Source organism: Anaerozeibacter quisquiliarum (assembly GCF_051162045.1).
Taxonomy (GTDB): domain Bacteria; phylum Bacillota; class Clostridia; order Christensenellales; family Aristaeellaceae; genus Anaerozeibacter; species Anaerozeibacter quisquiliarum.
On the sequence record NZ_JBISDI010000012.1, the window covers coordinates 22,776 to 36,786 of the forward strand.

12 protein-coding genes are annotated in these 14,011 nt (G+C 64.3%); 7 read left to right on the plus strand and 5 right to left on the minus strand.

Annotated features, from left to right (window positions below):
* Positions 1 to 136: 136 nt before the first annotated feature.
* On the plus strand, positions 137 to 1,057 hold the full coding sequence (locus ACH6CV_RS07000) for a sulfurtransferase (RefSeq protein WP_456357465.1): 921 nt from the start codon (positions 137 to 139) through the stop codon (positions 1,055 to 1,057).
* Positions 1,058 to 1,101: 44 nt separating this feature from the next.
* Entirely contained in the window at positions 1,102 to 1,989 is an 888-nt protein-coding gene (locus ACH6CV_RS07005) for a rhodanese-like domain-containing protein (protein ID WP_456357466.1), read from the plus strand.
* A 278-nt stretch (positions 1,990 to 2,267) separates the two neighbouring features.
* Here ACH6CV_RS07005 and ACH6CV_RS07010 read toward each other — a convergent pair whose 3' ends face one another.
* Positions 2,268 to 3,413 (minus strand): aminotransferase class V-fold PLP-dependent enzyme, encoded by a 1,146-nt coding sequence (locus ACH6CV_RS07010; protein ID WP_456357467.1) that lies wholly within the window; start codon positions 3,411 to 3,413, stop codon positions 2,268 to 2,270.
* A 115-nt stretch (positions 3,414 to 3,528) separates the two neighbouring features.
* Here ACH6CV_RS07010 and ACH6CV_RS07015 point away from each other — a divergent pair, with 115 nt between their 5' ends.
* The 4 genes from ACH6CV_RS07015 (at position 3,529) to ACH6CV_RS07030 (ending at position 6,504) form a co-directional block, all read left to right on the plus strand.
* A complete protein-coding gene (locus ACH6CV_RS07015) occupies positions 3,529 to 3,804 on the plus strand; it encodes a DUF3343 domain-containing protein (RefSeq protein WP_456357468.1) in 276 nt (91 codons plus the stop codon).
* 126 nt (positions 3,805 to 3,930) lie between these two features.
* Positions 3,931 to 4,566: an endonuclease III gene (gene nth, locus ACH6CV_RS07020; RefSeq protein WP_456357469.1), complete on the plus strand. Its 636-nt coding sequence runs from the start codon at positions 3,931 to 3,933 to the stop codon at positions 4,564 to 4,566.
* A gap of 24 nt (positions 4,567 to 4,590) precedes the next feature.
* Entirely contained in the window at positions 4,591 to 5,856 is a 1,266-nt protein-coding gene (gene obgE, locus ACH6CV_RS07025; protein ID WP_456357470.1) for a GTPase ObgE, read from the plus strand.
* Between the two features lie 351 nt (positions 5,857 to 6,207).
* Positions 6,208 to 6,504, plus strand: a complete 297-nt coding sequence (locus ACH6CV_RS07030) for a YhbY family RNA-binding protein (protein WP_456357471.1) — start codon at positions 6,208 to 6,210, stop codon at positions 6,502 to 6,504.
* Between the two features lie 186 nt (positions 6,505 to 6,690).
* Here the strand turns inward: ACH6CV_RS07030 and ACH6CV_RS07035 are convergent, their stop codons facing one another.
* The 3 genes from ACH6CV_RS07035 to ACH6CV_RS07045 all read right to left on the minus strand — a co-directional run bounded on the left by ACH6CV_RS07035 (position 6,691) and on the right by ACH6CV_RS07045 (position 10,178).
* A complete protein-coding gene (locus ACH6CV_RS07035) occupies positions 6,691 to 8,178 on the minus strand; it encodes a DUF1846 domain-containing protein (protein WP_456357472.1) in 1,488 nt (495 codons plus the stop codon).
* Between the two features lie 20 nt (positions 8,179 to 8,198).
* Entirely contained in the window at positions 8,199 to 9,335 is a 1,137-nt protein-coding gene (locus ACH6CV_RS07040) for an AAA family ATPase (RefSeq protein WP_456357473.1), read from the minus strand.
* 168 nt (positions 9,336 to 9,503) lie between these two features.
* Entirely contained in the window at positions 9,504 to 10,178 is a 675-nt protein-coding gene (locus tag ACH6CV_RS07045; RefSeq protein ID WP_456357474.1) for an inositol monophosphatase family protein, read from the minus strand.
* Between the two features lie 143 nt (positions 10,179 to 10,321).
* On the opposite strand from ACH6CV_RS07045, the gene ACH6CV_RS07050 reads away from it, so the two are divergent.
* The gene (locus tag ACH6CV_RS07050; RefSeq protein ID WP_456357475.1) at positions 10,322 to 11,917 is read left to right on the plus strand and encodes a xylulokinase; all 1,596 of its coding nucleotides are present in this window, start codon (positions 10,322 to 10,324) and stop codon (positions 11,915 to 11,917) included.
* A 225-nt stretch (positions 11,918 to 12,142) separates the two neighbouring features.
* Here the strand turns inward: ACH6CV_RS07050 and ACH6CV_RS07055 are convergent, their stop codons facing one another.
* Entirely contained in the window at positions 12,143 to 13,966 is a 1,824-nt protein-coding gene (locus ACH6CV_RS07055; RefSeq protein WP_456357476.1) for a methyl-accepting chemotaxis protein, read from the minus strand.
* Positions 13,967 to 14,011 lie beyond the last annotated feature (45 nt).

A 14,011-nucleotide genomic window follows, 5' to 3' on the forward strand; every position in this document is an offset into this window, starting at 1 on the left:
CCCCCTTCCATTTTCATTATACCACGCCCGCCCGCATCGCCGCGCGCGGCATTAAAAAGCGGTATGGTGCATAAGACAACGTTATTACATTAACAAACGCGCATCCAGTATAATAGGTAAAGGAGTGATGAAAGCAATGACGTCAAACAGAGGGTGGAAGCGGGCCGCGGCGCTTGTGCTGCTGGCGGCCGTCGCCTGTGCGCTGGCCGGCTGCAACGCCTCCAAGTACGAAGAGAGCGATCAGGTGATTATCCCGGCGTCGGCCCTGACCAAGTACATCGGTGCGGACGGCGTGGTGATCGTGGACATGCAGGACGCCGAAGGCTACGCGGCGGGCCACGTCGAGGGCGCGGTGCACATCGCCCAGGAGGACATCGTCATCAATGTGCCCGTCAAGAACATGCTGACCTCCAAGAACAAGCTGCAAAAGCTGCTCGGCGCGAACGGCATCGCGGGCGACACCGTGGTGGTGGCCTACGACGCCAACAAGATGAACGCCGCGCGGCTGTTCTGGACGATGCTGATGTACGGCAACCAAAACGTGCGGGTAGTCGACGGCGGCATAGAGGCCATCAAATCAGCCGGCATCGCGCTGACCGATCGCGTACCCGAGCCCAAGACGGTGGAATACGTCGCCCAAGACAAGGACGAGCGCTGGCTGGCCACGATGCAGGACGTGCAGGGCCAGGTGAACGAGCCGCAAAAGAGCACCGTGCTGCTCGATGTGCGCACCCAGGCCGAATACCTGGAAAGCGGCAAGGTGCCCTCGTCGGTCGTCTGGGACTTCGCCGACAACTTCGCAAAGGACGGCGCCTTCAAGACCACCGAGACCACGCGCATCAACTACCTGAACGCCGGCATTCGCCCTGAGAACGACGTGATCGTCTACTGCCAGACCTCGATGCGCGCCGCGCCGGTGTTCCTCAGGCTGTACGACGCCGGCTACCGCAATTTGCGCATCTACGACGGCGCCTACCTCGAGTGGTCGCAAAACCCGAACAACCCGATCGACCGGCCCGAGGGCGCGGTCGCCCCCGGCAAGAAGGACGCGTCTTGACGTGTAACTTTTAGCAACAAACGACAATAGAGGAGGAACCCGACATGAAAAAAACCCTGTCCCTCGCCCTGTGCCTGACGATGCTGTTCGCCCTCGCCGCCCCCGTGCTGGCCGAGGCGGCCCCGGTGGTTGCGGAGCGGGCCATGGCCTACTTCGCCGACTTCGACGGCGCGCGCTACATGATTAAGGTGCCCGACCTGTTCGCCAAGATCGACGCGGGCGAGGAGATGCTGATCCTCGACGTTCGCCAAAGCGACGCCTACGCCGAGGGGCATCTCAAGGGCGCGGTCAACGTGCCCTACGGCATGACGATCGCCGAGCGCCTGAGTGAGATCCCGGACGACATCCCGCTGTACATCTACTGCTACACCGGCCAGACCTCGTCGCAGACCACGGCGCTTTTAAACGTGGCCGGCAAGTTCGCCACCAATATCCAGAGCGGCTTCAACAACGGCATCAAGGCCGTCGAAGGCTATGAGAAGTACGTGACCACCGAGGAGGCGGTGTTGCCAGGCGAGCGCTACGACGTCGATCCGGACGTTCAGGCCGCGGTCACCAAGTATTTTGAGGACGTGACCTCGAAGGCCGGCACCGCGTTCGCCAACAACAACTTCTCCCCCGAAAGCCTTAAGGAGGTCATGGACGCCGAGCTCGACGACTACTGCATCTACTCGGTGCGCCAGGCGGCCGACTACGCCGAAGGCCACATCGAGGGCGCTGCGAACAACCCGTTCGGCGCGGGCATGGAGAAGAACTTCGACCAGCTGCCCAAGGACAAGAAGATCATCGTCTACTGCTACTCGGGCCAGACCGCCTCGCAGACCTCGGCCATCCTGCGCCTGCTGGGCTACGATTCCTACAACCTGAGCGGCGGCATGGGCAAGGAAAGCGGCTCCGGCTGGCTGGGCGCCGGGTATCCGGTGGTAAAATAGGTCGATTCGCATTTTGCAAAATCAGTGGTCTGGCAACGCCCGCGGTTGTCAGACCACTTGTCGTATCGCGCTTCGCGCCACTTCATCTCGTCAATCATCCGGCGAGCGCGGTCACTTTCTCGGGGGAGGGCGGCGCTTGTCGTCCGACCGCGCCCGGTCGGCGGATGAAACCGGGCTGCGCATCGCTTGACCGCATCGGCAAAATCGGACGTGCCGCCAAGCGCATGGAGAATGCGCGGCGGCACGCCCGGTCGTGCTGCGTGTATGCTACATGTATGCTACAATCCCCTGCGTGCGATGGTTGTGACCGATTCGAGGAATTGATCGATTTCCTTCGCGGTGTTGGCATGGCCGACGCTGGCGCGCACCGCGCCGCGCGTGAGCGTGTTTAGCCACCCATGCGTCCCGGGTGCGCAGTGCAGCCCGCCGCGTACCGCAAAACCCAGGGCGTCCAGCGCGTCGGCCACCGCGCCGGAGGACAGGTCCGAGATGTTGAAGCTCACCACGCCCACCCGGTTGCGTGGATCGGGACTGCCGTACACCGTCACCCCCTCGATGGCCCGAAGGCCGCGCATCAACTGGTCGGTCAGCGCCCGTTCGTGCGCGCGCAGCGTGAGAGAGTTGTCCAGCACGTATCGCGCACCCGCATGAAGCCCCGCAATCCCGTGCAGATTGACCGTGCCGCTCTCGTAGCGCTCCGGCCGTTCGCCCGGCTGGCGCATCGAATCCGAGCTCGATCCGGTGCCGCCTTCGCGCAGCGTGGTAAGCGCCAGTCCCTTGCGGATAAACAGTCCGCCCGTGCCCTGCGGGCCGAGCAGCCCCTTGTGCCCCGGAAACGCGTACAGGTCGCAGCCGAGCGCCTCGACGTCCACCGGCTGGATGCCCAGCGCCTGTGCGCCGTCGATCAGGTAGTTGATGCCGTGCCTGCGCAGCAGCTGCCCGATCGCCGCCACCGGTTGAACGGCGCCGATGACATTGCTGGCATGGCTGATTACCGCGAGGCGCGTGTTACCCCTGATCTCGGCAGCGATGGCCTCGGGCGATACGAATCCGTCGGGATCGGGCGCAACCAATGTTACTTCGACGATACCCTGATCCTGTAAGGTCATCAGCGGCCGCAGCACCGAGTTGTGCTCGAGCACGGTGGTCACCACATGGTCGCCGTGCGAGAGGCTGCCCTTGATCGCAAGGTTGAGCGCGTCGGTGCAGTTGAACGCGAACGCCACGTCGGTGGGATCGCCCGCCCCGATCAGCTTTGCCAATGCCTCCCGACAGTCGACCAGGACCCCGGCGCCGCGCAGCGCGCGGGCATGGCCCGAGCGCCCGGGGTTGGCGTTGAGCTCGGTCATCGCCCGCGTAACCGCCATGAGTACCGCCTGGGGCTTGGGGTGGCTGGTCGCCGCGTTGTCGAGATAGATGTCCATCGTACTTCCCTCCTCGGCCGGAACTCTCACCCGCATAGGGCCTGCGCCGTACAATATACGGGCGCGCGCTTTCGGGTATGCGCCGCGCAATACCCAGAGGAAGGGAAGGCCAGCCATGGACGAAGTATTTGGCATCGCGGCGTTCCGGTCGCGCCAGCAGGTCATGATCTTTGAGGGCGCGCTGCGTCGGGCCGGGCTGCGCGCCGACATCATATCCACGCCCCGCGACGTGGCGGTGGGCTGCGGCCTGTCGGTGCGCTTCAACATTGAGGACGCGGCGCAGGTTCAGCAGATATTCGCCCGCACCCGCCCCGGCAATTTGATCGGGCTCTACCAAGTGGATCGGAGAGGCGGCGGGAGACCCCGCCTGAGCGTGCTGGCGCGCTGTTAGCCGACCGTCGGCCGACGGTCGGCCGACGGCTCCCAGCAAAAATAACACGCCGGGCGTTGGCAGAGGCGCGGGGCGCTGGTATAATAAAACTTGGGCATTCTATACAAAAGTATGGGGGGTTGGGCGATGGACGTTGGGTTTGTGCTGGACGTGCTGGAAGCGCTGTATCCCGAGGCGCGCGCCGAGCTTCATTTCTCCAATCCCTTCGAGACGCTGATCGCCACCATCTTGTCGGCGCAGTGCACCGACAAGCGCGTCAACATGGTGACCGGGCCGCTGTTTAGGGACTATCCGGATGCGCATGCCATGGCGAAGCTCTCGCCCGAGCAGCTTGAGCCGCTGATTAAGGCCTGCGGGCTGTACCGCACGAAGGCCAAGAACATCGCGGCCGCCTGCCGCGTGCTGGTCGAGGAATATGACGGACAGGTACCCGCGACGCGCGAGCAGCTGATGAAGCTGCCAGGTGTGGGTCAGAAGACGGCGGGCGTGGTGCTGCTGGCCGCGTTCGGCGACGACCAGATCCCGGTTGACACCCACGTATTCCGCGTGGCCAACCGGATCGGGCTGGTCAGCGAATCCACCCCCGAAAAGACCGAACGGGCGCTCAAGGAAGTGCTCCCGCGCGCGCGCTGGTCGCACGCGCATCACCTGCTGATTTGGCACGGCCGCCGCTGCTGCGCGGCGCGTTCCCCAGCCTGCGAGCGCTGCCCGCTGACCGGCGTGTGCATGCACTATGCCGCGCTCGAGAACACTAACGAGTGATTGAATCAATGTAAGGAGACCCCTATGGCGCTTTTTGTGGATGTGGTGAAGATCAGCTGCAAGGCGGGCGACGGCGGCGACGGCTGCGTGTCGTTCCACCGCGAGAAATACGTGCAGGCCGGCGGGCCGGACGGCGGCGACGGCGGGCGCGGCGGCGACGTGCGCTTCGTCGCCAGCGAGCGCATGAATACGCTGATGGACTTCCGGTTTAGAGCCAAGTTCACGGCCGAACCCGGCGCGAACGGCGCAGCCGGGCGCTGCAAGGGCAGGTCGGGCGCGGACGTGGTGATCGAGGTGCCGGTGGGCACCGTGGTCAAGGACGAATTAAGCGGCAAGGTGCTGCTCGATATGCATGAGAACGGCGAGGACCGCGTGCTGCTGCGCGGCGGCAACGGCGGCTGGGGCAACGCCCGCTTCGCCACCCCGACGCGCCAGGCGCCCGCCTTCGCCAAGCCCGGCGAGGTGACCGAGCCGCGCAGTCTGACACTCGAGCTCAAGTCGATCGCCGACGTGGGCCTGGTGGGCTTCCCGAACGTGGGCAAATCGACGATCCTGTCGACGGTCACCGCGGCGCGGCCCAAGATCGCCAACTACCACTTTACGACGCTTAAGCCCAACCTCGGCATCGTCCGTCAGGATGAGGACAGCTTCGTCATGGCCGACATCCCCGGTCTGGTGGAGGGTGCGAGTCAGGGCGTGGGGCTGGGGCACGCGTTCCTGCGTCACATCGAGCGCACGCGCCTGCTCGTGCACGTGCTCGACATCGCGGGCAGCGAGGGCCGCGACCCGCTCGAGGACTTCGACGCCATCCAGCAGGAGCTTACACAATACGGCGACCTGGCCGAGCGGCCCATGCTGGTCGCCGCCAACAAGACCGACCTGCCGGACGCCGAAGGGCATCTTGCGCGCCTGCGCGAGAAGCTTGCCGGCACGGGCATCCCGGTGTTTGCCGTGTCGGCGGCCACGCGTCAGGGCTTCGCGCCGCTGCTGCGCGCCATCGTCGAGCGACTCAAGGCGCTCCCGCCCGCCGAGCCGTTCTACGAGGAGGAACTGCTCGAGGAACTGCCCGAGACGCCGTTCACCGTAGAAAAGGACGGCGACATCTACCGCCTGTCCGGCGCGTCGATCGACTACCTGGTCGCCTCGGTCAACTTTGGAGACGAGCAGTCGCTCAACTACTTCCACCGCTGCCTCAGGCGCTGGGGCGTGATCGACGCGCTGCGCGAGGCCGGCGCGGGCGAGGGCAGCACCGTGGCGATCGGCGAAATGGAATTTGATTTCGTAGATTGAGTCACGCGCATCTGACTGCGGTCATATGCGCGTGAGTTGGGGAACGGGAACCGGATTGCTGAAAATCCTGCAGGATTTTCCGGGTGCAATCCGGCTGGCAGAATTGATTCCGAGTCGGGGCGCACCCGACCGCGCCCGGTGGGCGAGGAAGGGAGGGCGCCAGCCCAATGAGCAAGCGAGCATCCACGCCGAATGGCGTGGGGCGACCATTGCGAATTGAGTGAGGGCAAGCGCGCCCTTTGTCGGAATCCACAGGCACTGGCAGAGCCAGCACCTATGATTGAACATGGAGGGCCGCGGCCCTCCAAACCTCCCGGGGGAGTACCCCGGCGAATTGATGGAGGCATACATATGACCACCAAGCAACGCGCGGCGCTGCGCGCCATGGCCAACCCCATCGACACCGTGCTCTACATCGGCAAGGACGGCATCACCGACAACCTCGCAAAGCAGGCGTGGGACGCGCTCGAGGCGCGCGAGCTTATCAAGGTCTCCGTTCAGCGCGGCGCGCCCATGGACGCCCGCGAAGCCTGCGCCGCCCTGTGCGAGCGCGTACACGCCGAGCCCGTCCAGGTCATCGGCGCGCGCTTCGTGATCTACAGAAAGGCGCGGAAGGATTCAAAGATCGACTTGGAGAAACTGGAGTAGCGGCGGATAATGCCCGCAGCGGCAGGCCCGGCCCATTCCCCTCATGGCAGAAGAAAAGCCGGAGCGTATGACCTGAGAAAACGGTCACATGGCTCCGGATTTTGCGGTACGAGTAACGGGTTCACCACCCCGCCTGCGGGCACCCCGCCAAGGAGGGGAATGGGGGGCACCCTTTACGCGCAGTCCTTACTTGTGATATAGCTTCTGCGTCTGATACTTCGGCTCGCAGGTCAAATTGATCTTGAGGTTGCGCAGCACGCGCTCGTCGACCGACGACAGGATCACCGAGGCGTGGGCCTCGCAGCCCTTGAGACCGTCCATCGCGCGCATCGCGCGTTCGGCGGTCTCGTCGTTGACCGCGCAGATCGACAGCGCGATCAGGATTTCGTCGGTGTGCAGCCGGGGGTTATGGTTGCCCAGGTGGTTGACCTTGAGGTCCTGGATCGGTTCGATCACCTCGGGGGAGATCAGGTGCAATCCATCCTCAATCCCGGCCAGGTACTTGAGCGCGTCGAGCAGCGCGGCCGAGGTCGAGCCCATGAGCAGCGAGGTCTTGCCGGTCAAAATGGTGCCGTCGGGCAGTTCAATCGCGGTCGCGGGCTCGCCGCCTAACGCCCGTTCCTTTTCGAGCGCCGCGGCGACCACCGGCCGGTCGTTTTCGCTCAGGCCCGCCTGGTGCATAATCAGCCTTAATTTGTCGACCACCTCGGCGGGGCCGTTGCCCTGGCGGCGCGCGCACTGCGCGGCGTAGTAGCGCCGGATGATCTCCTGGTTGGCGGCGTCTGACACCGCCTCGTCGTCCACGATGCAGTAGCCCACCATGTTGACGCCCATGTCGGTGGGCGATTTGTAGGGCGATTCGCCCCAGATGCGCGTGAACATCGCGTTGACCACCGGGAAGATCTCGACGTCGCGGTTATAGTTGACCGTCTTGATGCCGTAGGCCTCCAGGTGGAACGGGTCGAGCATGTTGACGTCGCTGAGGTCGGCGGTGGCCGCCTCGTAGGCGATGTTGACCGGATGGCGCAGTTTGAGATTCCAGATCGGGAAGGTTTCAAACTTGGCATAACCCGCCTGCACGCCGCGCTTGTGCTCGTGGTAGAGCTGACTTAAGCAGGTGGCCATCTTGCCACTGCCGGGGCCGGGCGCGGTCACCACCACCAGCGAGCGGCTGGTTTCGATGTACTCGTTGCGGCCATAGCCCTCGTCCGACACGATGCGCTCGATGTCGGAGGGATAGCCTGCGATCGAATAGTGGCGGTACACCTTGACGCCCAGCGCTTCCAGCCGATGCTGGAATTGCTCGGCCGACGGCTGGCCGGCGTAGCGGGTCATCACCACGCTGCCCACATACAGGTCCTCGTCGCGGAACGCGTCGATCAGGCGCAGCACGTCCAGGTCGTAGGTGATGCCGAGGTCGCCGCGCACCTTGTTCTTCTCGATATCGGCCGCGTTGATTACGATCACGATCTCGGCCTGATCGCTGAGCTGCTTCAACATGTTCACCTTGCTGTCGGGCTCGAAGCCGGGCAGCACGCGCGAGGCATGGTGGTCGTCGAACAGCTTGCCGCCGAATTCCAGGTACAGCTTGCCCCCGAATTGGTCGATGCGCTCGCGAATGCGCGCGGACTGCATTTCGAGGTATTTCGCGTTGTCAAATCCTATTCTGTTCATCATTTGACTCCTTGGTAATCTCAAGACTTTTTATCGAGCGCGTCCAACTGCGCCTTGAGCGCCTGCATGCCCTCAGACATGTCGTCCTCCGGGTTCGGCGCGTCCGCGTCGCGCGCGGCCCGAACGTCATCTGCTGTGAGCGCCATCAGCTGTTCACGGTCGACCGAAGAAAGCGCCGATAACCGGTTGGCCTGGTTGACCAGCACCTTTTCAAAGAGATTCCGCACGCCGCGCGCGTTGCCGAAATTTCCCGAGTCGGCGCTTTCGGCTTCGATGTATGCGCGCACCGCCGCCTTGGCCTCGTCGTCCAGCGTGTAGCAGCCCTTTTTGCATTGCATCTCAAAGATTTGCGCCATCTCATCCACGGTGTAGTCCTCAAAGTGGATGAAGCGGTTGAAGCGCGAGGTGAGCCCGGGGTTGGAGCGGATGAAGCCCTGCATCAGCTCGTCGTAGCCGGCTGCGATCACGATCAACTCATCGCGGTGGTCCTCCATCGCCTTGAGCAGCGTGTCCACCGCCTCCTGGCCGAAGTCGTTCTCGCCGCGGCGCTGCGTCAGCGCGTAGGCCTCGTCGATGAACAGCACGCCGTTCATCGCCTTGTCCACCACCTCGCCGGTCTTGATCGCGGTCTGGCCGACGTAACCCGCCACCAGCCCCGACCGGTCAACCTCAACGAGCTGCCCCTTTTCAAGGAAGCCGAGGCTGCGGTACACGCGCGCCATCAGCCGCGCAATCATCGTCTTGCCGGTACCCGGATTGCCCGAGAACACCATGTGCAGCGACATATCCACCGTGGGCAGCTCGTGGGCCTTGCGCAGCTTGTACACCGACATCAAATTAATCAGGTCGCTGACCTCGCGCTTGACGCGGGCCAGGCCGATGTAGCCGTCGAGCTCTTGCTTGAGATCCTCAATGTCCTCGGGCGGGGGCGCAGTCTTTTCGCCCGCGTCCGCCGTGCCGGCGGCTGCCTGTTGCGGCGCCGATCCCGGGCCCGGCCCATCGGACACATCGCGCGCGCCGCCCGAAGGCGGCGCGGCATCATCAACCGGCGACCGGGGCGCGCCCCAAAAATCGTCCCCCACGCGCCGCAAATTGCGCTCGGTCATCTGCCGGATCACGTCGAGCTGCTGAAAGATGATCGCATCCTTGGCGTCCATCGACATCCCTCCCCACAATGAGATATTATCCCACCCGCGGGCGAGGCTGTCAAGCGGGAAGCGCGCATATCCGCTCCGTAAAACCCAGCATCTCCTCATGCACCAGCCCATTCGAGGCCAGGCATGAACTGGGCAGGCCGAGGGGGAGCGGATCGCCCTGGCAATCGGTCATCTTGCCGCGGCTTCTTCGAGCAGCACCTTGGCGGCGGCGTAGTCCCAGGGCATAAGGATGCGCTCGTAGAAGCAATCGGCGATGCCCATCGCGACCGAGGCGATGTCGAGCGCGGCCGAGCCGCCGCGGCGGATGTCCTGACAGCGCTGAAATATGTCGGCCATGACGGCGAAGTCGGAGCGCGCGTACTGCTTGTGGTAGGGCGTGGTGCCCACCGAGACCAGGCTGCCGGAGAGCGACCGGATCTGCGAAACGCGGATCGGCCGGTTGTTCAGAAACGCACCCTTGCCGCGCTCGGCGGTGAACAGCTGGTCGGTAAAGGGGCTGTATATGATGCCCAGCGCGATCTCGCGGCGGACCATCAGCGCCAGCGCCACGGCGCATTGCGGGTGATGATGGATCAGGTTGGTGGTGCCGTCGATGGGGTCGAGGATCCAGGTGGGGCGATCGAGGTCGAGCGACAGGTGCTGCCCTTCCTCGCCCATGAACTGACAATCGGGGTACAGCTTTGTCAGCGCGCCCGAGATGTGCTTTTGCACCTCGAGGTCGACCATCGTCACATAGTCAAACGCGCCCTTCTCCTCGCGCTGAGTCACGTTTCGCTCATCCATCACGATCGCCTTGACCGAGCGCACCAGCTCGGTGAGCGTCCGCATGTCCGCCGTAAACATCGGTCAATCCTCCGCTCAGACATAAATTGCCGCTTTCGGGATCACATTATCACATCATTGTTGCGTTCACTAGCGCGCAAATGGTATAATTGGACGGAGAGCGGGCGCCGCGCGCGGCGCTTCAAAGCATAGGGGGAGAGCATATGGACGATATCAAGCGGATCATCGAATCGGGTCAGACGGCGCTCGGCATCGAACTGGGCTCGACGCGCATCAAGGCGGTGTTGGTGGACGGCGCGGGCGCGACGCTCGCCTCGGGCGGGCATGCGTGGGAGAACAAGCTGGAAGGCGGCATCTGGACCTACAGCCTGGAGGACGTATGGGCGGGGCTTGCGGACTGCTTCGCCGACCTGCAAAGGGATGTCGCGGCGCGCTGCGGCGCGCAGTTGACCGCGGTCGGCGCGATCGGCGTGAGCGCGATGATGCACGGCTACCTGGCGTTTGACCAAGAGGGGCGGCTGCTCACGCCGTTCCGCACATGGCGCAACACGATGACGCTTGAGGCCGCGGAGGAGCTGACCGCGCTGCTGGGTTTCAACATCCCGCAGCGCTGGAGCGCGGCGCATTTGTACCAGGCCGTGCTCAACGGCGAGGACCACGTAGACAAGGTGGCGTTCTTCACCACGCTGGCCGGCTATGTGCACTGGCGGCTGACCGGCCGCAGGGTGCTGGGCGTGGGCGACGCCTCGGGCATGTTCCCGATCGACAGCGTAACCGGGGATTACGACGCGGGCATGATTCAAAAGTTCGACGAGAAGATCGCGGCACGCGGCCTTCATTGGAAGCTGGGTGGCATCCTGCCGCAGGTGCTCAGCGCCGGGGACGCCGCCGGCACGCTGACGAAGGAAGGCGCGCTGCTGCTCGACCCGACGGGGACGCTTCAGGCGGGCATCCCGATGTGCCCGCCCGAGGGCGACGCGGGCACCGGCATGGTGGCCACGAACAGCGTGGCCCCGCGCACCGGCAACATCTCGGCGGGCACCTCGGTCTTCGCGATGATCGTGCTGGAGAAGGCGCTCTCGCGCGTGTACCCCGAGATCGACATGGTGACCACCCCGAGCGGCGCGCCGGTCGCGATGGTGCACTGCAACAATTGCACGAGCGATCTGAACGCCTGGGTCAACCTGTTCGGCGAATTCGCGCAGACGTTTGGGATGAAGCTCGACATGAACAGCCTGTTCGGCACGCTCTACCGCAAGGCGCTCGAGGGAGAGCCGGACGGCGGCGGTCTGCTGGCGTATAACTACCTGTCGGGCGAGCATCAGACGGGCATGGAGGAGGGGCGTCCGCTGTTTGCGCGGATGCCGGACGCGCGGTTTAACCTGTCCAACTTCATGCGCACGCATTTGTATGCCGCGCTGGCCACGCTGCGGTTGGGCATGGACATCCTGCTGATCCGTGAAAAGGTGTCGATCGATAGGATCTACGGCCACGGCGGGCTGTTCAAGACGCCGGGCGTGGGCCAGCAAATCATGGCCGACTCAATCCGTACGCCGGTGTCGGTGATGGAGACCGCGGGCGAGGGCGGCGCGTGGGGCATCGCGCTGCTGGCGGCGTATATGAAGGATAAGGCGCAGGGACAGCCGCTCGAGGCATACCTCAATGAGCGCATCTTCGCGGATAAGGTCGGCGAAACGCTGCCGCCGGACGAGGCCGGCGCGGCCGGATTCGACGCCTACATCGCGCGCTATGCGGCGGGCCTTTTGATCGAGCGCGCCGCCGTAGACACGATGAAGTAGGGAAAAACCCGCGTGGACGCTTACCTGGCGGGCACTTTGGCGGGGTTGGGGGCGGAACCCCAACGTCTCCCGCGCCGCCGTATCCGGCGCCGAGGTGCGAACCGGAGCGCCGGTTCGAAGCGGCGGCGGCGCGGCGTTCCCGATGTTCCCAAACGCAGAAGCGCTGCCGGCCGGCAGCGCTTCTGCGTTTGGGAACGAGCCCGTCCCTGTTACGCGAAACCGAACTTACCTCACAGATTCATCCGCGCCCCGCAGCGTGAAACGCGACACCTGCCTCTTCATAAACTCGGCCTGGGACAACAACTGCGCGCTCGACGCGGAGTTTTCCTCGGAGGTGGCCGAGTTGGATTGACAGACGGCGGTGATTTGATGGATGCCCATGTTCATCTGCGTGATGGCGCCTACCTGCTGGGCGCAGGCTTCGGCAATCTCGACCACCAACTCCGCCGACTGCGATACGCCGTCTACGATCGAGCCGAGCATCTCCGCGGTGGCGTCCGCCAGCCGCTTGCCCTTTTGAACCTCGCTGATCGACTTGGTGATCGAGACCGTGCTCTCCTTGGCCGCGGTCGCAGCGCGGGTGGCGAGTGAACGCACTTCCTCGGCCACCACGGCAAAGCCCTTGCCGTGCTCGCCCGCGCGCGCGGCTTCGACCGCGGCGTTCAGCGCCAGGATGTTCGTCTGGAACGAGATGTCGTCGATCACCTTGATGATCTTCTCGATATCGCCCGAGGCCCGATCGATTTCCGACATGGCCGCAAGCATTGCCTGCATCTGCTGGTTGCCCGCCTCGGCCTTGCCCAGCACCTGCGTGGAAAGTGCCCTGGCCGCACCGGCGTTGTCGGCGTTCTGCGTGGTTTGGGCCGATACCTCCGTGAGCGAGGCCGAGAATTCCTCGACCGCGCTGGCCTGTTCAGCCGTTCCCGAGGCCAGGGCCGCGCTCGACTGGGAGACTTGCCGCGCGCCGTCGGCAATTTGATCGGAGGCCGTGTCGATGTTGCCGACGATGCCGTTCAGGCTGTCGGCCATCTGCGAAAAGGCCCCGGCCAAGTCGCCGATTTCGTTTTTGGCATGGATTGAAAGCGCAACGTTCAGGTCGCCGTCGGCGATCCTCCGCGCGCCGTTCAGCAACGCTGAGAGCGGCTTGTTGATTGTCTGACGCACATAGAGGGCGATGACTGCGACGACCAACAGCAATGCACACGCGGAAACGAGGGAGGATATGAGGATCAGCCGGCTGATCGCGGCCTGCATGTCGGTCTGGGGCTTCCCGGCAAACAGAATGCCCACGATATCGCGCGCCTGGCTCTTGAGCGGCATGTAATAGGTGATGTAGGGCTTTCCGGCGATGACCAGGTCGCCCGAAAAGCTCTCGCCTTGCTTCAGGACCCGCTCGACCACCTGTTCTGCCGCGGCGGTGCCCACCACCCGCTTGCCATCGCTCATGATGGTGGTGTTGACGCGGGTATCGCCAAGGAACAGCGTCACGTCGTCGCCAAGCATCTGCTTGATGCCGTCGACGAGCGGCTCGTCGTCGAGCGCAAACCCGATCAGCAGCGCGCCGTCGACCGCGTCCGAAGTTCGAACCGGCACGGCGGACCAAGCCGCGAAGCGAGCGGCGATCCCGGCGTCAAGCAGCGTCGATTCCGATCCGCCGAGCGCCGCGGAAAGCGCCGAGCGCGCCGCGTCGCCCGACAACTCGGGCGATTCGAACGTACCGGCCAGCGCCGCGCCGCGCTGGTCAGCCGCCACGATGAAGTCCGCGCCCGTGCGCTGTGCCGTATCCGCCAGGATTTGCTTGAGCGCCGCTTGATCGCGCTCGGACAGCGCGCGCTTGAGCGCGTCGTCCGTCGATACCTGACGCGCCAGCTGAAGTGAGTTGGCCTCGCGATGCTGGATTTCCTTTTGCAGCGCCAGGACGCCGCTGCGCGCGTGATCCACGCTGTAGCTCCGGTTGAACCGGTTGATTTCCACAAAGGAAGTGGTCAGCAGACCGGCAATCGTCGCGGCCACACAGATTAACGTAAAAATCAGAATTCGGCTGCCCAAGCGATGCCTCGTGTTGAACATAGAAATGCAATCTCCTTAAATTAT